Origin of the sequence: Streptomyces griseorubiginosus, from assembly GCF_036345115.1 — a bacterium.
In the GTDB taxonomy this organism is placed as follows: Bacteria; Actinomycetota; Actinomycetes; order Streptomycetales; family Streptomycetaceae; genus Streptomyces; species Streptomyces griseorubiginosus_C.
On sequence record NZ_CP107766.1, the window covers coordinates 3,351,465 to 3,372,536 of the forward strand.

At 63.8% G+C, this 21,072-nt stretch carries 22 protein-coding genes; 16 read left to right on the top strand and 6 right to left on the bottom strand.

Going from position 1 to position 21,072, the window contains the following annotated elements:
- Positions 1 to 55 precede the first annotated feature (55 nt).
- From OHN19_RS14930 to OHN19_RS14965, 8 genes are all read left to right on the top strand, one after another.
- Positions 56 to 1,726, top strand: coding sequence for a hypothetical protein (locus tag OHN19_RS14930; protein WP_330264658.1), 1,671 nt, complete (start codon positions 56 to 58; stop codon positions 1,724 to 1,726).
- 118 nt (positions 1,727 to 1,844) lie between these two features.
- On the top strand, positions 1,845 to 3,230 hold the full coding sequence (locus OHN19_RS14935) for a phage portal protein (RefSeq protein WP_330264659.1): 1,386 nt from the start codon (positions 1,845 to 1,847) through the stop codon (positions 3,228 to 3,230).
- Positions 3,227 to 3,391, top strand: coding sequence for a hypothetical protein (locus tag OHN19_RS14940; protein ID WP_330264660.1), 165 nt, complete (start codon positions 3,227 to 3,229; stop codon positions 3,389 to 3,391). Before OHN19_RS14935 ends, OHN19_RS14940 begins: the two co-directional genes overlap by 4 nt.
- Positions 3,391 to 3,777, top strand: coding sequence for a hypothetical protein (locus OHN19_RS14945; protein ID WP_330264661.1), 387 nt, complete (start codon positions 3,391 to 3,393; stop codon positions 3,775 to 3,777). The genes OHN19_RS14940 and OHN19_RS14945 overlap by 1 nt, the downstream gene beginning before the upstream one ends.
- A gap of 143 nt (positions 3,778 to 3,920) precedes the next feature.
- Positions 3,921 to 4,793 (top strand): phage major capsid protein, encoded by an 873-nt coding sequence (locus OHN19_RS14950; protein WP_330264662.1) that lies wholly within the window; start codon positions 3,921 to 3,923, stop codon positions 4,791 to 4,793.
- 81 nt (positions 4,794 to 4,874) lie between these two features.
- Positions 4,875 to 5,339, top strand: coding sequence for a hypothetical protein (locus OHN19_RS14955; RefSeq protein ID WP_330264663.1), 465 nt, complete (start codon positions 4,875 to 4,877; stop codon positions 5,337 to 5,339).
- Between the two features lie 606 nt (positions 5,340 to 5,945).
- Positions 5,946 to 6,362 (top strand): hypothetical protein, encoded by a 417-nt coding sequence (locus OHN19_RS14960; protein ID WP_330264664.1) that lies wholly within the window; start codon positions 5,946 to 5,948, stop codon positions 6,360 to 6,362.
- 11 nt (positions 6,363 to 6,373) lie between these two features.
- Positions 6,374 to 6,775: a hypothetical protein gene (locus OHN19_RS14965; RefSeq protein ID WP_330264665.1), complete on the top strand. Its 402-nt coding sequence runs from the start codon at positions 6,374 to 6,376 to the stop codon at positions 6,773 to 6,775.
- Positions 6,776 to 6,926: 151 nt separating this feature from the next.
- Here the strand turns inward: OHN19_RS14965 and ychF are convergent, their stop codons facing one another.
- Entirely contained in the window at positions 6,927 to 8,015 is a 1,089-nt protein-coding gene (gene ychF / locus OHN19_RS14970; RefSeq protein WP_330264666.1) for a redox-regulated ATPase YchF, read from the bottom strand.
- A gap of 177 nt (positions 8,016 to 8,192) precedes the next feature.
- On the opposite strand from ychF, the gene OHN19_RS14975 reads away from it, so the two are divergent.
- On the top strand, positions 8,193 to 8,720 hold the full coding sequence (locus OHN19_RS14975) for a DUF6542 domain-containing protein (protein WP_330264667.1): 528 nt from the start codon (positions 8,193 to 8,195) through the stop codon (positions 8,718 to 8,720).
- 122 nt (positions 8,721 to 8,842) lie between these two features.
- Here OHN19_RS14975 and ppgK read toward each other — a convergent pair whose 3' ends face one another.
- Both ppgK and OHN19_RS14985 read right to left on the bottom strand, forming a co-directional pair.
- Complete coding sequence (gene ppgK / locus OHN19_RS14980; RefSeq protein WP_330264668.1) at positions 8,843 to 9,586, bottom strand: polyphosphate--glucose phosphotransferase; 744 nt, start codon at positions 9,584 to 9,586, stop codon at positions 8,843 to 8,845.
- Between the two features lie 29 nt (positions 9,587 to 9,615).
- On the bottom strand, positions 9,616 to 10,617 hold the full coding sequence (locus OHN19_RS14985; protein WP_330264669.1) for a 4-hydroxy-3-methylbut-2-enyl diphosphate reductase: 1,002 nt from the start codon (positions 10,615 to 10,617) through the stop codon (positions 9,616 to 9,618).
- Positions 10,618 to 10,732: 115 nt separating this feature from the next.
- On the opposite strand from OHN19_RS14985, the gene OHN19_RS14990 reads away from it, so the two are divergent.
- The 4 genes from OHN19_RS14990 (at position 10,733) to OHN19_RS15005 (ending at position 14,372) form a co-directional block, all read left to right on the top strand.
- A complete protein-coding gene (locus tag OHN19_RS14990) occupies positions 10,733 to 12,115 on the top strand; it encodes an APC family permease (protein WP_330264670.1) in 1,383 nt (460 codons plus the stop codon).
- Positions 12,116 to 12,185: 70 nt separating this feature from the next.
- Positions 12,186 to 13,394: an exodeoxyribonuclease VII large subunit gene (gene xseA / locus OHN19_RS14995; RefSeq protein ID WP_330264671.1), complete on the top strand. Its 1,209-nt coding sequence runs from the start codon at positions 12,186 to 12,188 to the stop codon at positions 13,392 to 13,394.
- Positions 13,395 to 13,403: 9 nt separating this feature from the next.
- Positions 13,404 to 13,640, top strand: a complete 237-nt coding sequence (locus tag OHN19_RS15000) for an exodeoxyribonuclease VII small subunit (RefSeq protein WP_330264672.1) — start codon at positions 13,404 to 13,406, stop codon at positions 13,638 to 13,640.
- A 141-nt stretch (positions 13,641 to 13,781) separates the two neighbouring features.
- Positions 13,782 to 14,372 (top strand): malonic semialdehyde reductase, encoded by a 591-nt coding sequence (locus OHN19_RS15005; protein WP_330264673.1) that lies wholly within the window; start codon positions 13,782 to 13,784, stop codon positions 14,370 to 14,372.
- 56 nt (positions 14,373 to 14,428) lie between these two features.
- Here OHN19_RS15005 and OHN19_RS15010 read toward each other — a convergent pair whose 3' ends face one another.
- Positions 14,429 to 14,950 carry a DUF4245 domain-containing protein gene (locus OHN19_RS15010; RefSeq protein WP_330264674.1) on the bottom strand — a complete coding sequence of 174 codons (522 nt, stop codon included), beginning with the start codon at positions 14,948 to 14,950 and terminating at the stop codon, positions 14,429 to 14,431.
- 129 nt (positions 14,951 to 15,079) lie between these two features.
- Here OHN19_RS15010 and glpX point away from each other — a divergent pair, with 129 nt between their 5' ends.
- Positions 15,080 to 16,114, top strand: coding sequence for a class II fructose-bisphosphatase (gene glpX / locus OHN19_RS15015; protein WP_031042027.1), 1,035 nt, complete (start codon positions 15,080 to 15,082; stop codon positions 16,112 to 16,114).
- Between the two features lie 165 nt (positions 16,115 to 16,279).
- Here glpX and OHN19_RS15020 read toward each other — a convergent pair whose 3' ends face one another.
- A complete protein-coding gene (locus OHN19_RS15020) occupies positions 16,280 to 16,654 on the bottom strand; it encodes a WhiB family transcriptional regulator (RefSeq protein ID WP_123762835.1) in 375 nt (124 codons plus the stop codon).
- Between the two features lie 174 nt (positions 16,655 to 16,828).
- Positions 16,829 to 17,533: a DUF1707 domain-containing protein gene (locus OHN19_RS15025; protein WP_330264675.1), complete on the bottom strand. Its 705-nt coding sequence runs from the start codon at positions 17,531 to 17,533 to the stop codon at positions 16,829 to 16,831.
- 166 nt (positions 17,534 to 17,699) lie between these two features.
- Here OHN19_RS15025 and OHN19_RS15030 point away from each other — a divergent pair, with 166 nt between their 5' ends.
- Both OHN19_RS15030 and OHN19_RS15035 read left to right on the top strand, forming a co-directional pair.
- Complete coding sequence (locus tag OHN19_RS15030) at positions 17,700 to 19,367, top strand: fumarate hydratase (protein WP_330264676.1); 1,668 nt, start codon at positions 17,700 to 17,702, stop codon at positions 19,365 to 19,367.
- A 247-nt stretch (positions 19,368 to 19,614) separates the two neighbouring features.
- The gene (locus tag OHN19_RS15035; RefSeq protein WP_330264677.1) at positions 19,615 to 21,006 is read left to right on the top strand and encodes a class II fumarate hydratase; all 1,392 of its coding nucleotides are present in this window, start codon (positions 19,615 to 19,617) and stop codon (positions 21,004 to 21,006) included.
- Positions 21,007 to 21,072: the final 66 nt, after the last annotated feature.

A 21,072-nucleotide genomic window follows, 5' to 3' on the forward strand; every position in this document is an offset into this window, starting at 1 on the left:
ATCAAGCCTCTGACCAGGGGTTTTACAAGGGAAGGAAGAAACCAGGACAACAACCATGAAACTAAATGAATATGTAAGAAGTCTCCCAAAGGAGGTAAAGCAAGACCTAGGTACACGAGAAGGCAGGATTAGGCAGACACGGACTAACCCGCTTCTCTTTGTCCTTTTGTATCTAGACCACCACATCACCAATGATACGGGGGTTATGAGCCTTAGTGAATTCCATTCCTCTCTATGTGAGTACGCAGAGACATGGACTAAGCCAATCACTAAGGAGATGGAGAGTAGAGACGCATTCATTGCCCCAAGGAATGGAGGCAAGAGCACATGGCTATTCACTCTCTTGCCTTTGTGGGGTGCGGCTCACGGACACATCAGGTTCGTTGCTGCCTTTGCTGACTCTGCCTCTCAGGCTGAGGTACACCTACAGACGTTCAAGACAGAGCTAGACACCAATGAGCGTCTGTCCAGGGACTTTCCAGAGCTATGCAGTCCTCTTGTCGGTAACCGCAAGAACTCTGCTGTCTCTCAGTCTCGTGACCTAATCATTCAGGCTAACGGCTTTGCCTTTGTTGCTAAGGGTGCAGACTCAAAGACTCTCGGCATGAAGATTGGTAATCAAAGACCAGACCTCTTGCTCTTTGATGACATTGAACCGGGTGAGGCTAACTACTCGGAGAATGAAGCATTGAAGCGTAAGGGAACTGTCCTTAACGACATCTTCCCTATGAACATTAAGGCCCGTGTGGTCTTTGCAGGAACTACAACAATGCCCGGCTCAATCATTGACCAAATGAGAATGGTTGAGGAAAGGCTAAGGGATTTCAGGGAATCCGAATTCCCTGAAATCCCTGGTTATTCTAATGGGCTTCTTAAAAGCGGTACTAATGAATTCGATTCGAATAGCCCTATATCTACACCCTTTTCAAATACACAAAATTTGAAAATTTCGGACCCTGAGTTTTATGAGTCTCTAGACCCTGACTTGCGTTGGGTACTTGATGAGCGGATTAGGGTTCACTATTACCCGGTTGTTCTCAAGAATGCTGATGGCTCGGAACGTTCTCTATGGCCTGAGTTCTGGTCTATGGATTACATCAATGCTTACCGGCATACTCGCGCCTTTGCTATGAACCTCATGAACCGGCCGGTATCTGTTGATGCTGCCTATTGGCAGTTTGAGGATATCCGGATTGGTGAGCCTGCCGGGGGTTATGGAAACACTCTCCTTGTCGTTGACCCTGCGGTTACCACAAAGAAGAGAAGCGACTATACGGGCCTAGTGGCTATGTCCAGAGGCTTGGACCATGAGGGTAACGATGATGGCTTTCTCTATGTGCGCTATGCGGAACAGCACAAGATTACGCCCGGTCCTGAGCTTAGAGACCTTGTGTCAGACCTCTGCAAGGCTTACGGGGCAAAGGTGGTGCTAGTCGAGAGTAACCAGGGTGGAGACGTATGGAAGTCCGTGTTTGACGGCATTCCGGCAAGGCTCCGCCTAGAGAGGGCGGTAGGGGCTAAGGAGGCTAGGGCAACTCAGGCTCTTGACTTCTACCAGCGGGGAAAAGTCTTCCATGAAGCCCACTTCAACACGCTTGAGACTCAGATGTTTGCCTTTCCTCGGGTCACTCATGACGACGTTGTTGATGCTGTCTGTACCGGGGTTCTGTACTTCCTCGGTAAGCCACAAGTAAAGGTAAGCATTAAGTCTCAGAGCTATATCTGAGAAGCGGCCGAACGTGCTCGGATAAAGAAATTCAATATCCGAGCCGGCTCGGCTTATCAATTATGAATTAGAAAGGATATTTGCTATACTCTGAGTAAGAGGTACAAACACAAACACTATGACAGACCTAACCCTAGCGGTTAATGAGATTCTCGATAGGAGAAACGAATACCAGACCGCAGAAGAGTATTACGAAGGAACCGCCGAAGAAGTCTATACAACGGCGGCTATTAAGCGTGCTTTGAGGAAGACCGTTAATCGGTTCCGCCTCAACTTTGCAGCAACACCCGTTGATACGGTGAATAACCGCCTAGAGATTGCCTCTGTATCGGCCGTAAGCGATGAAGCCGGTAGCTATCTCGACAGGGTATGGGCTTCTAATGAATTGACCCTAGAGGTTGGGGAGATTCACAAGAACGCTCTTATTTATGGTGACGCCTATCTCATTGTTTGGCCTATGGACGATGTCCTACAGGTCTATTACAACTCTCCTCTAACTACTGTTGTTCTTTACGATGAGGAGAACCCCCGACTTAAGCGCGTTGGCGCTAAGGTCTGGGAAATCACCAATTCTGATGGCAAGACCAGGACTCGCGTAAACCTCTACTACGCCGACCGCCTAGAGAAGTACATCAGTCTTGGGGAAAGACTCCCTCACACTCCTAAGGATTCGGACTTTGTCCCGTTCGTTGATGAGACGACGGACGCCAATGGAGTTATGAAGCACGGACTAGGCGAAATGCCTGTGTTCCACTTCCGCACTGAAAGGCCAAAGGGTAAGCCAGAGCACCTAAACGCGTATGGGGCTCAGGACATGATTAACAAGCTAGTCGTTATGCAGATGGCTAGCGCCGATTTCCACGGCTTCCCGCAGAGAATCGCTCTTGCGCGAGAGGGTTCCTCTGAAAGCGCCGACTTTGGGAACAGTGCTGAGACAGCGGAGATTTCCAATCAGCCGGGTACTACAGCCATTCTCAAGGGCATTGATGATGTCAAGGAATTCAAGGCGGCCGACCCTGCCACCTTCCTTGAGCCTTTCAAGGCTTACATCCGCTCTATGGCTAGCACTACGGCGACGCCACTGCATTACTTTGAGCCTACGGGAAACATCCCGTCCGGAGAGGCCCTAAGAACGGCAGAGGCACCCCTAGTAAAGAAGGTACGCACTCGACAGAACTCCTTTGGTGCTACGTGGCGAGAGGTCTTCTCTTTCATTCTCCGTGACGGAGGGTTCAAGGAAGACGTACAGGTTCATTGGAAGCCTGTAGAGACATTCGACACCAAGGAAGCAATGGAGATTGCCCGCCTTAAGGTTCAGATTGGCATTCCACCTGAGCAGGTCGCTTCGGAAATCGGATACGACACGGCCCTAATCGAATCGTGGAACATGACAACCAACCTTGCCATTCAGCCCGGTAATCAGATTCCGGGAGAGAACGACTCTCACGACTTGCAGCCAGATACGGCGGGGGTTCCGGATAACCCGTATGAGAAGGCAGCATGAATGAGGAAGTAGAAGCAAAGATTAGAGAGCTACAGGCTGAGCTAGGAAAGAAGCGCGCTCTTGATGAGCTACAGCAGGCAGCTACCCGCTTTGAAAGATTGGGTTACAAGGTAACCATTTCCATCACACCAATAGATACCGCGACGGAGGAAAACAAGTAATGGAAGACACACAGGAACGACCAAACGATATTGCCGCTATGGAGGCGGCCCTACAGAAGGCCAACACAGAGGCTTTGAAGCACAGAGAGCAGAGGAACACCTACCGGGGTCTAGCAACCCGCCTATTGGCTGAGAAGACACTCTCAGAGGCAGGCTTGACCAACTCCAAGGTGGCTAAGTATCTCGACTTCTCACAGGTGACCGTGACGGACACAGGAGAGCTTGAGGGGCTTACCGAACAGCTTGAAGCGCTAAAGACAGACCTCCCCGAACTATTCGGGGTTACTAAGCGAGTTTCCGGCGGTGGGGATGCGGCTGATAAGCGGCCGGTATCCAATAAGCCTAAGACTTCTGCTGACGCTCTTGCCGATGCACTAAAGAGCTAAAGATGAACAATTGAATTCCCGAGCCGGCTCGGATATTCGATAAACAAAAGAATAACAACTTAATTGGGTGTCTTGGAACACCTGCGGGCCATTTCTTCGGAGGTGTTCCCGGACAACTAAATTTAATTGGAGAATAACTAAAAATGGCACGTAATAATGTCGATGCGTGGATTCCGGAGGAGTATGACTCAGAAGTAGTCACACGCGTAAATCAGAACTCTGCCGTTGAGGCTCTTGCTAAGCGCAAGGTAATGGGTTCAGAAACGCTTGAGGTTCCCCGTATGGGAGCGGTAAGCGTTGACGTCATCCCTAAGGGAACTGACTACACCGATGGTGAGCCAACGAATGACGTTGTAACTCTTCGCACAAGGAAGTTCGGTAAGACCTTCACCATTGCGGAGGAAGACCTAGACGACACTCTCGCAGATGTCATCGCGGGTTATCAGAATGAGTGGGCAGTCTCTTACGCACGTAAGCTAGACAATGCCGCTATTGCTTGCACGGGTACCGAGAACGGCACAACCGTTCCGTTCACCTCTCTTTACAAGGCTGCTGGCTCTGGTCAGAAGTTGGTTACTGCGGGTGCTGTCACTTATGACAAGCTCTCAGAGGCTTTCGGTATTTACGAGGGTGGCGACTATGCAAATGACGCCGACACCATCGTTATGGCTCACCCTGTGTTCAAGAGTGCATTCCGTGGAATCAAGGGCACAGACGGTCACCCAATCTTTGTAGAGGGTCTTGCCGGTACTCCTGCAACTCTCTTCGATGTTCCAGTTCAGTTCTCTTACGGTCTAAAGACCTCTGCGACTGCTACTGACGCGCCTAGCGGTAATGCGCTTCTTGTTGTGGGTAATCGCCAGTTCCTTACCTTGGGTGTGCGTTCAGGTCCAGAGTCAATGATTGGTGAGGAGTTCCGTTCCGATGAGAAGATTCTCAAGGTTCGTGCCCGCCGTGGATTCGCTGTAATGCGTCCAGAGGCATTCGGAATTCTTGAGGTTACGGCAGGAGCCTAATCCTTAAGGGGATTGGTTCCGAGTGAGGGGGCAGAGGGTTTCGGCTCTCTGCCCCTTCTTCCATGAAAGGAGCAATGAACTATGGCACTTAACACGTACTTCTATGGCTCAGTGTTCGCTAAGGCGTTCAGTGGGCAAATCAATGTCCCTACCGACACAATCAAGATTGCTCTAGTCGGTCCGGGCTATACGCCTAACCGCAATACTCAGGGTGCATGGTCAACCGTGAGCCCTAATGAGGTTTCCGGCACGGGCTATACGGCAGGGGGTCAAGCCCTAGCGAATAAGGCTCTGTCTTACGCCTCATACAAGATGAAGATGGATGCCGACGACGTTACTTGGACTGGCCTAACGGCTAATGTCCGATGGGCCGTTGTCTATGACGACACTGCAACCGGTAAGCCTCTCATTGGCTATGTGGACCTAGGGGAAACCCTAAGCCTCTCCAATGAGGACTTCACCATTCAGTTCTCATTCTTTGAGTCAGACCCGGATTCAGGCGCAATCACTTCCGGCTCAGGGCTCTTTGAGATTGAGGTCTCATGAGCGTAAGCATTGCGGCCGGTAGAGCAACGGCAAGGGGTATCGGGTGGAGCGTCGGCCGGACACCCGGAACGGCCCCCAGTGAGCCTGTGAGCGTCTCTACGGCTTCCGGTAAGGCAATCGGCCGGGGGTTGGGTTGGAGCGTCACACGCGCCCCCTCAGCCGTTCCTACGTACACAGAGCTAGCTATGACGCTTGCTCGCAAAAGGGTAGTCCTCACCCTTGGCTCTAATGCTTTGGCTCTAGAGCTACCGAGGAAGATTCTACGAATGGAGATTGAATAATGACCACACTTGAATATGTGGCGGGCAGTGTGCCGGTAGAACAGCTATCAATCACTGTGCAGGATGAGAACGGCAATGCCCGCAGTCTCTCTGCTTACTCGGGTGCCTCTTTGCTTGTGTCCGGTCCTGATGGTGTCTTGCGTACCGGAGGAACCGCAGCAATCACAGATTCCCCTAACGGCATTGTGACTTTCACATGGCCTGTTACTTCTCTCTTTGATGTTCCGGGGGATTACCGTCTAGCTCTCAAGCTAACGGCAGCTTCAGGGGCGGATTACACAACTCCTATCCGAGTAGTGGTCAAGAGAGGATTGGAGGTCTAAGGATGTACGCAAGTATTAGCGACGTTGACGAAATCACCGGGGTTTCAGTTGACCTATCTACCTTGAAGAAGGCTCAGGCAGTCATTGAAACAGCCTCAGGAAGACCGGAAGAGCTAGTAACCGACACAACCGATTTGATTTGGTTGAAGAAGGCTACGGCTTACCAGTGTGCCTATATGGAGGAAGACCCTACGTCTGTCTTTGAACAGCCAAACTTGGAGTCTTACTCTCACGGTGATGACAAGATGGTTGTTGGCGATAAGCCTCTTTGGTTGGCTCCAATGGCTCAGAAGGCTATTGGTAACTTGTCATGGCATAGAAGCCGTGTCGTTTCATCAGAGCCATTCAACTACCGCAAGGAACTATGGCGACAGGACATGCAAACAGCATGGATGCGCGATAGGTGGTGGAACTGGTGAGACTCATGGCTATGAAGCGCTATGAGATGCGCGCAGACATCTACAAGTTTGTTCTTGGAGAGCAGGACCCCGACAGCGGTAGTTTTCCCGATGCAACTTGGGACTATGAGAATCCAAGGAACGTAAGGGCAACCGGCGGGTCTGTAAGAACGTGGCAATCAATTGAGAAGTTCTTGCGTCAAGAGCAGGGCAGTTATGTCAATGAGAGCTGGATTCAGTTGTTCATGCCTTTTCGCCCTGACTTGGATGACCAGATTGGCGGCATCAAGAACAAAGCCGGGGAAATCATCTACGCGAATGAAGACGGTACAGCTACAGTCTTCAACGTAAGAGGCGTATTCCCTCAGGTTGACGTGAATGGCAAGACGATTGACTACCATGTGGTTTGCGCAAGAGTTCAGATTCAGCCATAACGAGTAAGGACCCTCACCGATTGGTAAGGGTCCTTCTCTATTGGCGCTCTATTCGCTGGCCGATTAAAGCCAACTTGACAGGACTGGTAAGCTATGCCCTGTAAATGACGTAGTGGAGAAGAAGTTCAACTCCTGACATCGAAATTTAATGTCAGACATTGAAGCGGAACTCCACCACATCCCCGTCCTGCATCACATACTCTTTGCCCTCCATCCGCGCCTTCCCCTTCGCGCGGGCCTCCGCCACCGAGCCGGTTTCCACCAGGTCGTCGAAGGAGATGACCTCCGCCTTGATGAAGCCCTTCTGGAAGTCCGTGTGGATCACGCCGGCCGCCTCGGGGGCCGTCGCGCCCTTCTTGATGGTCCAGGCTCGGGATTCCTTGGGGCCGGCCGTGAGGTAGGTCTGGAGGCCGAGGGTGTTGAAGCCGACGCGGGCGAGGGTGGCGAGGCCGGGCTCCTCGGCGCCGACCGACTCCAGGAGTTCCAGGGCGTCCTCCTCGTCGAGCTCCGCGAGGTCCGCCTCCAGCTTGGCGTTCAGGAAGATCGCCTCGGCCGGGGCGACCAGCGCGCGCTGCTCCTCCTTGAAGCCCTCGTCGACCAGTTCGTCCTCGTCGACGTTGAAGACGTACAGGAAGGGCTTGGTGGTCAGCAGGTGCAGGTCGTGCAGGAGTTCCTCGTTGCCCGAGCCCTGGACGATGCCCGCCGAGAAGAGCGTGTCGCCCTTCTCCAGGATCTCCTTCGCCGCCTCGACGGCCGCGACCTTCGGCGCGATGTCCTTCTTGATCCGCGACTCCTTCTGGAGGCGGGGCAGGACCTTCTCGATGGTCTGGAGGTCGGCCAGGATCAGCTCGGTGTTGATCGTCTCGATGTCGTCCTTCGGCGAGACCTTGCCGTCGACGTGCACGACGTTCTCGTCCTTGAAGGCGCGGATGACCTGGCAAATCGCGTCCGACTCACGGATGTTCGCGAGGAACTTGTTGCCGAGGCCCTCACCCTCCGAAGCGCCCCGCACGATGCCCGCGATGTCCACGAAGTCCACGGTCGCCGGGAGGATCTTCTGGGAGGAGAAGATCTCGGCCAGTTTCGCGAGGCGCGGGTCGGGAACTCCCACGACGCCGACGTTGGGCTCGATCGTGGCGAACGGGTAGTTGGCCGCCAGCACGTCGTTCTTGGTCAGGGCGTTGAACAGGGTCGACTTGCCGACATTCGGCAGGCCGACGATTCCGATCGTGAGCGACACGTTGCGACTTCCCGTACGTGAGAGGAGACGTGAGGAGACTGGCGGCCAGGGGGCCGATCCACCAGTCTACGGCGTGCCGCACCCCGCCCCGGCGGGCCTCTCGAACGCATGGCCAAGGTCTTTCCCCCGGCGTGTCTGAGGGGCGATTCCACACATAAGCAGACCTAGGTTGGACGAGTGGAGCACTACAGGACCCGCCCCCCGCACAACGGAACGCGCCGCGCGGCACCAGGAGTGCCGGGAGCGCCGCTGCCCGCGCAGGCCCGCGGCGAGCGTCGGCCGCCGGTGGTCCGCCGGCCCCCGCCGCCGGTCGTCCGGACGCTGCGGCGGCTGCCGAACCCCCGGCTCACCGGGCTGGGCGGCGGCCTGTTCTGCATGGCGCTGATGATCCTGCTCGGCTGTCTCTGCGCGCTGCTGTTCGGCTCGTCGCTGACGGCGTACGGGGTGCTGTTCGTGCCGGTGAGTGTGCTGACGGCGGTCTGGCTGCGCCGGGGCGACCTGCTGACCGCCCCGATCATCGTCCCGATCGCCTTCGCCGCCGGGCTGGTCCCCGTCGCCGACAGCGGTGGCGGCACCTCGGGCCGCCTGATGGGCCTGTTCACCGCCCTGGCCACGCAGGCCGGCTGGCTCTACGCCGGCACCCTGGCCGCCGGCCTCGTGGCACTGGTCCGCAGGATCCGCCTGGTACGGCGCCGCTCCCGCTGACGCCCGCGGAGGAGCGGCCTCGTCCGCTGACGCCCGCGGAGGAGCTGCCTCGTCCGCTGACGCCCGCGGAGGAGCGGCCTCGCCGTACGACGACGGGGGCACGCGGGCTCGTCGGCCCCGGCCTACCCGTGGGCCGCGTGCATCGCCGCCCCCACGATCCCCGCGTTGTTCTGCAGCTGCGCCGGGACGATCTCCGCCTGGATGCCCTCGATGTGCGGCAGGAACTTCTGGGCCTTGCGGCTGACACCGCCGCCGATGATGAAGAGCTCGGGCGAGAAGAGCATCTCGACGTGGGCGAGGTACTTCTGGACCCGGTGGGCCCAGTGCTCCCAGGAGAGCTCCTCGTCCTCCCGCGCCTTGCTGGACGCCTTCTTCTCCGCGTCGTGGCCGTGCAGCTCCAGGTGCCCCAGCTCGGTGTTGGGGACGAGGACGCCGTCGACGAAGACCGCGCTGCCGATGCCGGTACCGAAGGTGAGCAGGATGACGGTGCCCTTGCGGTCCTTGCCCGCGCCGAAGTTCATCTCGGCGACGCCCGCCGCGTCCGCGTCGTTGACCACGGTCACCGGGAGCCCGCCGAGCCGCTCGCCGAACAACGCGCGCGCGTCGGTGTCGATCCAGCTCTTGTCGACATTGGCGGCCGTACGGATGTGGGAGCCGCCGGTGACCACGCCCGGGAAGGTCAGCCCGACCGGGCCGGTCCACCCGAAGTGGTCCACGACCTCCTTCACCCCGTCGGCGACGCCGTCGGGTGTCGCCGGGTGCGGGGTGAGCACTTTGTGGCGCTCCTGCGCCAGGTCGCCCTTGTCCAGGTCCACAGGGGCGCCCTTGATCCCGGATCCGCCGATGTCCAAGCCGAAGATCTGCATGGCCCTACGTTACGACGGACGACGGACAGTCACGCCTGGGAGGTCCCCTTGCGCTCCGCGACCAGCGCCGCCGCCTCCTCGCGCAGGTCCCGGCGCAGCTCCTTCGGCAGCGAGAAGGTGATGGACTCCTCGGCCGCCTTCACCAGCTCCACGTCGCCGTAGCCGCGCTGCGCCAGCCACTCCAGGACCTCCTCGACCAGCACCTCCGGCACCGAGGCGCCCGAGGTCACGCCGACCGTGGTCACGCCCTCCAGCCAGGCCTCGTCCATCTCGCTCGCGAAGTCCACGAGGTAGGCCTCGCGGGAGCCGGCCAGCTTGGCGACCTCGACGAGCCGCTTGGAGTTGGAGGAGTTGCGGGAGCCGACCACGATGACCAGCTCGGCCTCGGCGCCCATCTGCTTCACGGCGAGCTGGCGGTTCTGGGTGGCGTAGCAGATGTCGTCGCTGGGCGGGGAGATGAGCTGCGGGAACTTCTCCTTGAGGGCGTCGACGGTCTCCATCGTCTCGTCGACCGAGAGGGTCGTCTGGGAGAGCCAGACCACCTTCGACTCGTCGCGGACCTCGACCTTGGCGACGTCCGCGGGGCCGTCGACGAGGGTGATGTGGTCGGGGGCCTCGCCGGAGGTGCCGATGACCTCCTCGTGGCCCTCGTGCCCGATCAGGAGGATGTCGTAGTCCTCGTTGGCGAACCGGACGGCTTCCTTGTGGACCTTGGTGACCAGCGGGCAGGTCGCGTCGATGGTGGCGAGCCTGCCGCGCGCGGCCTCCTCGTGGACGACGGGGGCGACGCCGTGCGCCGAGAACATGACGATGTTGCCCGGCGGGACCTCCTCCGTGCGCTCGACGAAGATGGCGCCCTTCTTCTCCAGGGTCTGTACGACGTACTTGTTGTGGACGATCTCGTGCCGGACGTACACCGGAGCGCCGTACTGCTCCAGGGCTTTCTCGACGGCGATCACGGCGCGGTCCACACCCGCGCAGTAGCCACGGGGGGCGGCGAGCAGGACACGGCGGCCAGGCGAAGCGGTCATGCGTCCCATCGTAAGGCCGCGATCGGACGGTCAAAGATCGCGTGCCCGTGACCTTCCCGGGAAAACTGAGCAGGGGATGTGAGGGGGAGGGCGGACGAGGACCAGCGGAGGCACGATGTCCGGTACCGGTACGGCGGACCGTACGGCCGAGGAGGAACACGGCGACCTGCAGCGCAGCCTGGGCTTCCGGGACCTCGTGGTCTACGGGCTGCTGTTCATCGCTCCCATGGCGCCCGTCGGCGTCTACGGCACCCTGGACGCGAAGTCGCACGGGGCGGTCGCCCTCGTCTACCTGGTCGCCACGGCAGCGATGGCGTTCACCGCGTTCAGTTACGCACAAATGGTGCGAGTCGTCCCCCAGGCGGGGTCGGTGTTCGCCTACGCGCGCGCGGGGCTCGGCAAGGAGGCCGGGTTCGTCGCGGGCTGGATGGCGATGCTGGACTACCTCCTCATCCCCGCGGTGGCGTACCTGTTCTCCGGTATCGCGATGAACTCGCTGGTCCCGGAGGTGTCCCGCTGGGTGTGGACGGCGCTCGCGGTCCTCGTCACGACCCTGCTGAACCTGTGGGGCGTGCGGACGGCGGCCCGGGTGGGCTTCCTGGTGCTGGCGATGGAGATCGTGGTCCTGCTGGTCTTCGTGGTCTCGGCGATCGTCGTCCTCGCGCGGGACGGGGCCGAACGCGGCTGGCTGTCACCGCTGTCCGGGGACGGCACGCAGGGCGCGTTCGCGCTGTCGGCGGTGATCGGCGCGGTGTCCGTCGCGGTCCTCTCCTACCTGGGCTTCGACGCGATCGCGTCCTTCGCGGAGGAGGTCACGGGCGGCTCGCAGAAGGTCGCGCGCGCGGTGCTGTTCTGTCTGGCGCTGGCGGGTGTGCTGTTCGTGACGCAGACGTATCTGGTGGCGCTCCTGGACCCGACGACCTCGGCGCGGTACGCGGCGGAACCGGCCCAGCAGGGCTCCGCCTTCTACGACGCCGTGGACGCGGCGGCCGGCACCTGGCTGCATGATCTGGTGGCCGTCAGCAAGGCGATCGGCGCGGCCTTCGCGGCGCTGGCCGGGCAGGCGGCGGCCGGGCGGCTGCTGTTCGCTATGGGCCGCGACCGGCGGCTGCCGCGCGCGCTGGCGAAGACGGACTCCGGCGTGCCGCGCGTGGCCCTGCTGTGCGCGGCCGGCATCACGCTTGTCGCGGCGGTGTGGGCGGCGAGCCGGGACGACGGCATGGACCACCTGGTGTCGGTGGTCGACATCGGCGCCCTGACGGCCTTCACACTGCTGCACGCGAGCGTGGTGGGCTGGTTCGCGGTACGGCGGCGCGGCGGCCCGCTGGTCTGGTGGCGACACGTGCCGGTACCGGTGACCGGCGCGGCGATCACGGTGGCGGTGATCGTGGAGGCGTCGGGGGCGGCACAGGTGGTGGGCGCGCTGTGGCTCGCGGCGGGGGTCGGGGTGCTGATCGCCCAGCGCGGCCGGCAGCCCCGGCCGGACGCGAGGCGCTGACGGCCCGGCGCTGCTGCCGGTTCCCTTCCGGTGACGGTGCGTTGTCGGTACCGGCCGTTACGCTCGCGGCATGGCTGTGAACTCGACTCCTGAAGCGCCCTTGCCCGTCGGTGAGGTGTCGCGGCTCATCGGTGGCTGGATCGACCGTCTCGGCGCCGTGTGGGTCGAGGGGCAGATCACCCAGCTGTCCCGGCGTCCGGGCGCGGGCGTGGTGTTCCTCACGCTGCGGGATCCGTCGTACGACATCTCGGTGAGCGTGACCTGCTTCCGCCAGGTCTACGACGACGTCGCCGATGTCGTCAGCGAGGGCGCCAGGGTCGTCGTACTGGCGAAGCCGGAGTGGTACGCCCCGCGCGGTCAGCTCTCGCTGCGGGCCACCGAGATAAGGCCGGTCGGGGTCGGGGAGCTGCTGGCGCGGCTGGAGCAGCTGAAGAAGTCCCTGGCGGCGGAGGGGCTGTTCGCGGCGGAGCGCAAGAAGCCGCTGCCGTTCCTGCCGCAGTTGATCGGGCTGGTGTGCGGGCGGGCCTCGGCCGCCGAGCGGGACGTCCTGGAGAACGCCCGGCACCGCTGGCCCGCGGTCCGCTTCGAGGTGCGTAATGTCCCGGTGCAGGGCGTGCACGCGGTCCCGCAGGTCGTGCAGGCGGTCAAGGAGCTGGACGCGCTGGACGACGTGGACGTGATCATCGTGGCGCGCGGCGGCGGCAGCGTGGAGGACCTGCTGCCGTTCTCCGACGAGCAGTTGGTGCGGGCGGTCGCGTCCTGCCGTACGCCGGTCGTCTCCGCGATCGGGCACGAGCCGGACACCCCGCTGCTGGACTACGTCGCCGACCTGCGGGCCTCGACGCCGACGGACGCGGCCAAGAAGGTCGTACCGGACGTGGGTGAGGAGTACGAGCGGGTGCGGGCGCTCAGGGATCGTGCGCGGCGGTGTGTCGAGTCGTTCCTCCAGCGCGAGGAGCGGGGGCTCGCGCACGCGCTGGCGCGGCCGTCGATAGAGGATCCGCACCGGATGATCGACGAGCGCGCCGACCATGTGGCCTCCCTGGCCGACCGCGCCCGCCGCACGCTCGGCCATCTCCTCGACCGCGCCGACTCCGAGCTGACGCACACGCACGCGCGCGTGGTGGCCCTCTCCCCCGCCGCGACCCTTCAGCGCGGGTACGCCGTGCTCCAGAAGACGGACGGACACGTGGTGCGGGCGCCGGACGAGGTGAGCGCCGAGGAGACCCTGCGGGCGCGGGTCGCCGAGGGTGAGTTCGTTGTCCGAGTCGATGCATAGGGTGGGGCGATGACCAGCAAGGTGGCGGAAGAGGCGCTCGGGTACGAGCAGGCGCGGGACGAGCTGATCGAGGTCGTACGGCGCCTCGAGGCGGGCGGCACGACCCTGGAGGAGTCCCTGGCGCTCTGGGAGCGGGGCGAGGAGCTGGCCAAGGTGTGCCGGCGCTGGCTGGACGGGGCGCGGGCGCGGCTGGACGCGGCGCTGGCCGAGGAGGAAGAGACCGGGGCCGAGGGCGACTCCGAGTAGGGCGGAAACCGGATGAGCTGTGAAGCGGATCACCACGCCCCGCTTTTTGTTGAATGTTGAACTTCAATCGCGTACGGTCGAGGACGTCAAACGGTCCCCGGTCCGCTTCCGGGGTCCACGCCCCGTCCGAGAAGGTTCCCCATGTCTCTCGTCCTTGACCCCGCCGCCCAGGACCTGCTGTTCCGCGAGGCCCGTACCGCGAACACCTTCACCGACGAGCCGGTGACCGACGAGCAGGTCCAGGCGATCTACGACCTGGTCAAGTACGGCCCGACCGCCTTCAACCAGAGCCCGCTGCGCATCACCCTGGTCCGCTCCCCCGAGGCCCGCGAGCGCCTGGTCCAGCACATGGCCGAGGGCAACCAGCCGAAGACCGCCACCGCCCCGCTCGTCGCGATCCTCTCCGCGGACAACGAGTTCCACGAGGAGCTGCCCCAGCTCTTCCCGCACTTCCCGCAGGCCAAGGACCTCTTCTTCAGCGAGCGTCCGGCCCGTGAGGGTGCCGCCGGGCTGAACGCCGCCCTGCAGGCCGCGTACTTCATCATCGGCGTCCGTGCCGCGGGTCTCGCCGCCGGCCCGATGACCGGCGTGGACTTCGAGGGCGTCCGCAAGGAGTTCCTGGACGACGACCACACCCCGCTGATGGTCGTCAACATCGGCAAGCCGGGCGAGGACGCCTGGTTCCCGCGCTCCCCGCGGCTGGCGTACGACGAGGTCGTCACCACCGTCTGAGCCGCGACTGACATGCGGAAGGGCCCCCACTCCGGTGGGGGCCCTTCCGCATGCCGTCACGCCATCTTCAGCGACTTCGCCATCTCGGTCAGCTGGGCGAACGATCCCGTGCCCGCGACCACCGTGGTCGCCCCGTCGCCGCTGTGCACGAGGGCGTCGTAGCGGCCGCCCGTGTACCGGGTCCAGGTGCGGCCCGCGATCTCCTCGGTCTGCTTCGTCGCCTCGCCGCCCTGGCTCGCGTCGTCGATGAACTCCGAGGGCTTCTGAGTGGACTGCTCGATCTGCACGTACTGACCACCGGGGGCCTGGAAGCCCAGGTGCCAGGCGTCGGACTCGTCGCCCTGGAAACGCACCGAGGTCGCCTTCCAGCCGGCCGGCAGTCCCTCGGGAGCGGCCACCGGATAGGAGGCCGCGCGGCGGGCCGTCAGCAGCTCGACGCGGTAGTCGACCGCCTTGATGTCCGGAGCGGAGTCGTCGTGCGGGATGAACACGTAGATGACCGCCGCCGCGATCCCGATGAGGCCCAGGGAGAGGATCATGTCCCGGACCGTCTTCTGCTTGCCGTTCGAACCTGCCACGCCCCCTATCGTCGCAGGTGCCCGGTCCGCTCATCCGTGGGGTCCCCTGCTCATTTTGTCGGACTGACGATAGAGTCGACGGTCGAACCCTCATCCGGCCGTCGCCGTATCCCAGAAAGGTGCGCTCCGATGACCGAGCATCATCATCTGCCGTCCGAGCTCGAAGTCCCCTCCGAGGCCCCCGACCGCAACCTCGCCCTGGAACTCGTCCGGGTGACCGAAGCCGCCGCGATGGCCGCGGGCCGCTGGGTCGGCCGGGGCGAGAAGAACGGTGCCGACGGTGCCGCGGTTCGCGCCATGCGGTCCCTCGTCTCCACCGTGTCGATGAACGGCGTGGTCGTCATCGGCGAGGGCGAGAAGGACGAGGCCCCGATGCTCTTCAACGGGGAGCGCGTGGGCGACGGGACCGGGCCGGAGTGCGACATCGCCGTCGACCCGATCGACGGCACCACGCTGACGGCCAAGGGCATGCCGAACGCGATCGCGGTACTGGCCGCGGCGGACCGGGGCTCGATGTTCGACCCGTCCGCCGTCTTCTACATGGACAAGCTCGTCACGGGCCCCGAGGCCGCGGACTTCGTCGACATCAACGCGCCGGTCTCCGTGAACATCCGGCGGGTCGCCAAGGCCAAGCGCTCCACGCCCGAAGACGTGACCGTGGTCATCCTCGACCGGCCCCGGCACGAAGGGATCATCAAGGAGATCCGGGAGGCGGGCGCCCGGATCAAGCTGATCTCCGACGGTGACGTGGCCGGCTCGATCTACGCGCTGCGCGAGGGCACCGGCGTCGACATGCTGCTGGGCATCGGCGGTACCCCGGAGGGGATCATCTCCGCCTGTGCCGTGAAGTGCCTCGGCGGGACGATCCAGGGCAAGCTGTGGCCCAAGGACGACGAGGAGCGGGCGCGGGCGATCGACGCGGGGCACGATCTGGACCGGGTGCTGACCACCGACGACCTGGTGTCCGGCGAGAACGTCTTCTTCGTCGCCACGGGGATCACCGACGGTGAGCTGCTCCGTGGGGTGCGGTACCGGTCGGAGACGGCGACGACCGACTCGATCGTGATGCGGTCGAAGTCGGGGACGGTGCGCAGGATCGACTCGGAGCATCGGCTGAGCAAGCTGCGGGCCTACAGTGCGATTGATTTCGACCGGGCCAAGTAGCGCCTGAGAGCTCGGGGGCTTCGGAGCGTCGGCGGGTGCGGGTGCGTTGTGGCTTGTCGCGCAGTTCCCCGCGCCCCTGGGGAGTCACCCCACCCTGCGAGAAGAAGCACGGCCGAGAAGGGCGTCCCCGGTGCGGTGGGGGCGCCCTTTCGCGTGGTGCGGCTGTCAGCCCGCCTGGGCTATGCGGGCCGCCCGGGCCGCCTTGGTCAGTTCCAGGTCACGGCGCCTGCGGCGGGCCAGGACGACTCGGCGTTCCGCCGCGGTCAGGCCGCCCCAGACGCCGTAGGGCTCGGGTTGCAGGAGGGCGTGTTCGCGGCATTCGACCATGACCGGACAGCGGGCGCAGACGCGCTTCGCGGCCTCCTCGCGGGACAGCCGGGCGGCGGTGGGTTCCTTGGACGGGGCGAAGAACAGGCCGGCCTCGTCGCGCCGGCACACCGCCTCGGTGTGCCATGGAGCGTCTTGGTCCCTGTCCCGCACTGGCCCCCGCTGGGCCGGCACGGCAGCTACCTGCAGGGACGAATGCGGCGGTTGCAGCACGGTCTACTCCTGACGACGGCTTCGCGAGCGAGAGACGATGCAGCAAGCCCTACCCGCTGTGCGCGCGCCTATGCACTGAGTCCCGAACCGCTGGATCCCGGGCCGTCGCGTGCGCTTCGGGGCGCCGCCCGGGGGCGGAGGCGCCGGCTTCGGGCACGCCCCGATTCACAACCGTCAACGATCCAGGTGTTTGCGCAAACTCCTGTCGACCTTGCGGTCGACCGCGCGCTGCACCCGGTCGAGGATGTCCGCGACCAGCTTCCCGCGCTTGGGCCGCCCCTCGATGTTGCCGAGGATCGCCCAGCCGTCGACATAGACCACCGGGGCGTCGGGCTCGGCCGAGTCCAGGGTGTCCACCTCGAAGTTGCCGAGGACACCGCCGCCGGTGCCGCGCAGCGAGACGTTCTCCGGGACTCGGATCTCGACGTTGCCGAAGACCGAGAACGCCTTGATGACGACCTGGCGGTACTCGAAGATCGCCTCGCTCAGGTCTATCTCGACGGTGCCGAAGATCGCGTAGGCGTGGATACGGCGGCCCGCGCGCCAGCGGCCCTTGCGGACGGCGGCGCTGAAGACGGCCACCACGTTGTCGTCCGGGTCGTGGGGGATCGCGTCGGTCGGGCGGTTGGCGGCCGGGGTCCAGGCCGGGACGGTCCGGCGCTCATGGGCGGCGGGCAGGTCCCGGATGAAGACCTCCAGCTCACCGACCGTCTTGGCGCTCAGCACCCCCTCGACCCGCTCGGCGTGCTCGTCCGCGGTGAGGCGGCCCTCGCCGAGGGCCTCGCGCAGGATGTCGGCGATGCGGTCGCGGTCGGCGTCCGAGGCGCGCAGCTCCGCGGGCTCGGCGACCTGGGGTCCGGTCTTCTTCTGAAGGTCCACGGCAGCAGCGTACCGAAACGCGATAGATCGCGACTAGGCCTGTGGACAAGTCTTGGCCGAGCAACTGAGCCTTACCTCACAAGCTCCCGTGCTTGGACAGGTTCTAGGCTGGTGGCGCCTGCCAACGGAGGCCGGCCGCTGTCTTTCGAGTGAGGAATGGGCTGAGATGCCTGAGTTCGCGTACACCGATCTGCTCCCCATGGGAGAGGACACCACCCCCTACCGGCTGGTGACCTCCGAGGGTGTCTCCACCTTCGAGGCCGACGGGCGGACGTTCCTCAAGGTGGAGCCGGAGGCGCTGCGCAAGCTCGCCGAGGAGGCCATCCACGACATCCAGCACTATCTGCGGCCGGCCCACCTCGCCCAGCTGCGGCGGATCATCGACGACCCCGAGGCGTCGAGCAACGACAAGTTCGTGGCGCTGGACCTGCTGAAGAACGCGAACATCGCGGCGGCGGGTGTGCTCCCGATGTGCCAGGACACCGGTACGGCGATCGTCATGGGCAAGCGCGGGCAGAACGTGCTGACCGAGGGCGGTGACGAGGCGGCGCTGTCGAAGGGCATCTACGACGCGTACCTGAACCTCAACCTGCGCTACTCGCAGATGGCCCCGCTGACCATGTGGGACGAGAAGAACACCGGCTCCAACCTCCCCGCGCAGATCGAGCTGTACGCCACCGACGGCGGCGCGTACAAGTTCCTGTTCATGGCGAAGGGCGGCGGCTCGGCCAACAAGTCGTTCCTCTACCAGGAGACGAAGGCCGTCCTGAACGAGGCCTCCATGATGAAGTTCCTGGAGGAGAAGATCCGTTCGCTCGGTACGGCCGCCTGCCCGCCGTACCACCTGGCGATCGTCGTCGGCGGTACGAGTGCCGAGTACGCGCTGAAGACGGCCAAGTACGCCTCCGCGCACTACCTGGACGAGATCCCGGCCGAGGGCTCGGAGCTCGGACACGGGTTCCGGGACAAGGAGCTGGAGGAGAAGGTCTTCGAGCTGACGCAGAGGATCGGCATCGGCGCCCAGTTCGGCGGCAAGTACTTCTGCCACGACGTGCGGGTCGTACGGCTGCCCCGGCACGGCGCGTCCTGCCCGGTCGCCATCGCGGTGTCCTGCTCGGCCGACCGGCAGGCCGTCGCGAAGATCACCGCGGAGGGTGTCTTCCTGGAGCAGCTGGAGACGGACCCGGCGCGGTTCCTGCCGGAGACCACGGACGAGCACCTGGACGAGTCGTCCGACGTGGTGAAGATCGACCTGAACCAGCCGATGGAGACGATCCTCGCGGAGCTCACCAAGTACCCGGTGAAGACGCGGCTTTCGCTGACCGGTCCGCTGGTCGTGGCCCGTGACATCGCGCACGCCAAGATCAAGGAGCGGCTGGACGCGGGCGAGGAGATGCCGCAGTACCTCAAGGACCACCCGGTGTACTACGCGGGCCCGGCCAAGACCCCCGAGGGCTACGCCTCCGGTTCCTTCGGTCCGACCACGGCCGGCCGCATGGACTCCTACGTCGAGCAGTTCCAGGCGGCGGGCGGCTCCAAGGTGATGCTGGCGAAGGGCAACCGGTCCGCCCAGGTCACCAAGGCCTGCGACACGCACGGCGGCTTCTACCTCGGCTCCATCGGCGGCCCGGCGGCCCGGCTCGCCCAGGACTGCATCAAGAAGGTCGAGGTCGTCGAGTACGAGGAGCTCGGCATGGAGGCGGTCTGGAAGATCGAGGTCGAGGACTTCCCCGCCTTCATCGTCGTCGACGACAAGGGCAACGACTTCTTCCAGGACCCCGCGCCCGCACCGACGTTCACGACGATCCCGGTGCGGGGACCTGGGCTGGCGTAGTACCTCGAGTGCGGCGGAGGACGGAATTTCGCCCCCTCCGCCCCTACCCGTCCCATCCCCGGGGGGCTCCGCCCCCCGGACCCCCGATCGGCCCCGAAAGGGCCTCGTCCTCAAACGCCGGACGGGCTGACGGGTGCTGACCAGGTCACTGCTGCACACCCTGGGGTGAGACCCGGCTCACCCCCCAAGGACACCCGAGCGGCCCACGGCCCGGAACATCCCGCCCGCCCCGATCGCTGTACCAGGTATGAGCGAATACCGCATCGAGCACGACTCCATGGGCGAGGTCCAGGTCCCCGTGGACGCCAAGTGGCGGGCCCAGACGCAGCGGGCCGTGGAGAACTTCCCGATCTCCGGGCAGCGGATCGAGCGGGCGCACATCGAGGCGCTCGCGCGGATCAAGGGGGCGGCCGCGAAGGTGAACGCGCGGCTGGGGGTGCTCGACAAGGACGTCGCGGAGGCCATCCAGGAGGCGGCCGAGGAGGTTGCCGAGGGGAAGTGGGACGAGCACTTCCCGATCGACGTCTTCCAGACCGGCTCCGGCACCTCGTCGAACATGAACACCAACGAGGTCATCGCGACCCTGGCGACCGAACGGCTCGGCGCCGGCCGGGGCGTGCACCCCAACGACCACGTCAACGCCTCCCAGTCGTCCAACGACGTCTTCCCGTCCTCCATCCACATCGCCGCCACCGCCGCCGTCACCCGGGACCTGATCCCCGCCCTCCAGCACCTCGCCGACGCCCTCGGCCGCAAGTCCGAGGAGTTCGCCGACGTCGTGAAGTCGGGGCGGACCCATCTGATGGACGCCACCCCGGTGACGCTCGGTCAGGAGTTCGGCGGATACGCCGCCCAGATCAGGTACGGCGTCGAGCGGCTCACCGCCTCCCTCCCCCGGCTCGCCGAACTGCCGCTGGGCGGTACCGCCGTCGGCACCGGCATCAACACCCCGCCGGGGTTCTCCGCCGCCGTCATCGAGGAGGTCGCCCGCACCACCGGGCTGCCCCTCACCGAGGCCCGCGACCACTTCGAGGCGCAGGGCGCGCGGGACGGGATCGTCGAGACCAGCGGGCAGCTCAGGACCATCGCGGTCGGACTGACGAAGATCGCCAACGATCTGCGCTGGATGTCCTCCGGCCCCAGGACGGGCCTCGCGGAGATCTCGCTGCCCGACCTCCAGCCCGGCTCCTCGATCATGCCCGGCAAGGTCAACCCGGTGATCCCGGAGGCCGTGCTCATGGTCGCCGCCCAGGTGATCGGCAACGACGCGACCGTCGCGACCGCCGGCGCGGCCGGCAACTTCGAACTCAACGTCATGCTTCCGGTCATCGCGAAGAACGTCCTGGAGTCGATCCGGCTGCTCGCCAACGTCTCCCGGCTGCTCGCCGACCGGACCGTCGACGGCATCGTCGCCCACCGCGAACGGGCCCGGGAGTACGCCGAGTCCTCGCCCTCCGTGGTCACCCCGCTCAACAAGTACATCGGGTACGAGGAGGCCGCGAAGGTCGCCAAGAAGGCCCTCGCCGAGCAGAAGACGATCCGCGAGGCCGTGCTGGAGGGCGGGTACGTGGAGCGCGGCGACCTGACGGCCGAGCAGCTCGACGAGGCGCTGGATGTCCTGCGGATGACACGGCCGTAACCTTTCCCGGCCCCGGCGTGAACCGTGACGCGTACCGCAGCGTCGTATGCCTATGGCACCTAATAT

What these genes read in the sequence shown, in the direction of transcription:
- OHN19_RS14930 (WP_330264658.1), top strand. Translation starts at nt 56, where the DNA reads ATGAAACTAAATGAATATGTAAGAAGTCTCCCAAAGGAGGTAAAGCAA.
- OHN19_RS14935 (WP_330264659.1), top strand. Translation starts at nt 1,845, where the DNA reads ATGACAGACCTAACCCTAGCGGTTAATGAGATTCTCGATAGGAGAAAC.
- OHN19_RS14940 (WP_330264660.1), top strand. Translation starts at nt 3,227, where the DNA reads ATGAATGAGGAAGTAGAAGCAAAGATTAGAGAGCTACAGGCTGAGCTA.
- OHN19_RS14945 (WP_330264661.1), top strand. Translation starts at nt 3,391, where the DNA reads ATGGAAGACACACAGGAACGACCAAACGATATTGCCGCTATGGAGGCG.
- OHN19_RS14950 (WP_330264662.1), top strand. Translation starts at nt 3,921, where the DNA reads ATGGCACGTAATAATGTCGATGCGTGGATTCCGGAGGAGTATGACTCA.
- OHN19_RS14955 (WP_330264663.1), top strand. Translation starts at nt 4,875, where the DNA reads ATGGCACTTAACACGTACTTCTATGGCTCAGTGTTCGCTAAGGCGTTC.
- OHN19_RS14960 (WP_330264664.1), top strand. Translation starts at nt 5,946, where the DNA reads ATGTACGCAAGTATTAGCGACGTTGACGAAATCACCGGGGTTTCAGTT.
- OHN19_RS14965 (WP_330264665.1), top strand. Translation starts at nt 6,374, where the DNA reads ATGAAGCGCTATGAGATGCGCGCAGACATCTACAAGTTTGTTCTTGGA.
- ppgK (WP_330264668.1), bottom strand. Translation starts at nt 9,586, where the DNA reads ATGCAGATCTTCGGCTTGGACATCGGCGGATCCGGGATCAAGGGCGCC.
- OHN19_RS14985 (WP_330264669.1), bottom strand. Translation starts at nt 10,617, where the DNA reads ATGACCGCTTCGCCTGGCCGCCGTGTCCTGCTCGCCGCCCCCCGTGGC.
- OHN19_RS14990 (WP_330264670.1), top strand. Translation starts at nt 10,733, where the DNA reads ATGTCCGGTACCGGTACGGCGGACCGTACGGCCGAGGAGGAACACGGC.
- xseA (WP_330264671.1), top strand. Translation starts at nt 12,186, where the DNA reads ATGGCTGTGAACTCGACTCCTGAAGCGCCCTTGCCCGTCGGTGAGGTG.
- OHN19_RS15000 (WP_330264672.1), top strand. Translation starts at nt 13,404, where the DNA reads ATGACCAGCAAGGTGGCGGAAGAGGCGCTCGGGTACGAGCAGGCGCGG.
- OHN19_RS15005 (WP_330264673.1), top strand. Translation starts at nt 13,782, where the DNA reads ATGTCTCTCGTCCTTGACCCCGCCGCCCAGGACCTGCTGTTCCGCGAG.
- glpX (WP_031042027.1), top strand. Translation starts at nt 15,080, where the DNA reads ATGACCGAGCATCATCATCTGCCGTCCGAGCTCGAAGTCCCCTCCGAG.
- OHN19_RS15030 (WP_330264676.1), top strand. Translation starts at nt 17,700, where the DNA reads ATGCCTGAGTTCGCGTACACCGATCTGCTCCCCATGGGAGAGGACACC.
- OHN19_RS15035 (WP_330264677.1), top strand. Translation starts at nt 19,615, where the DNA reads ATGAGCGAATACCGCATCGAGCACGACTCCATGGGCGAGGTCCAGGTC.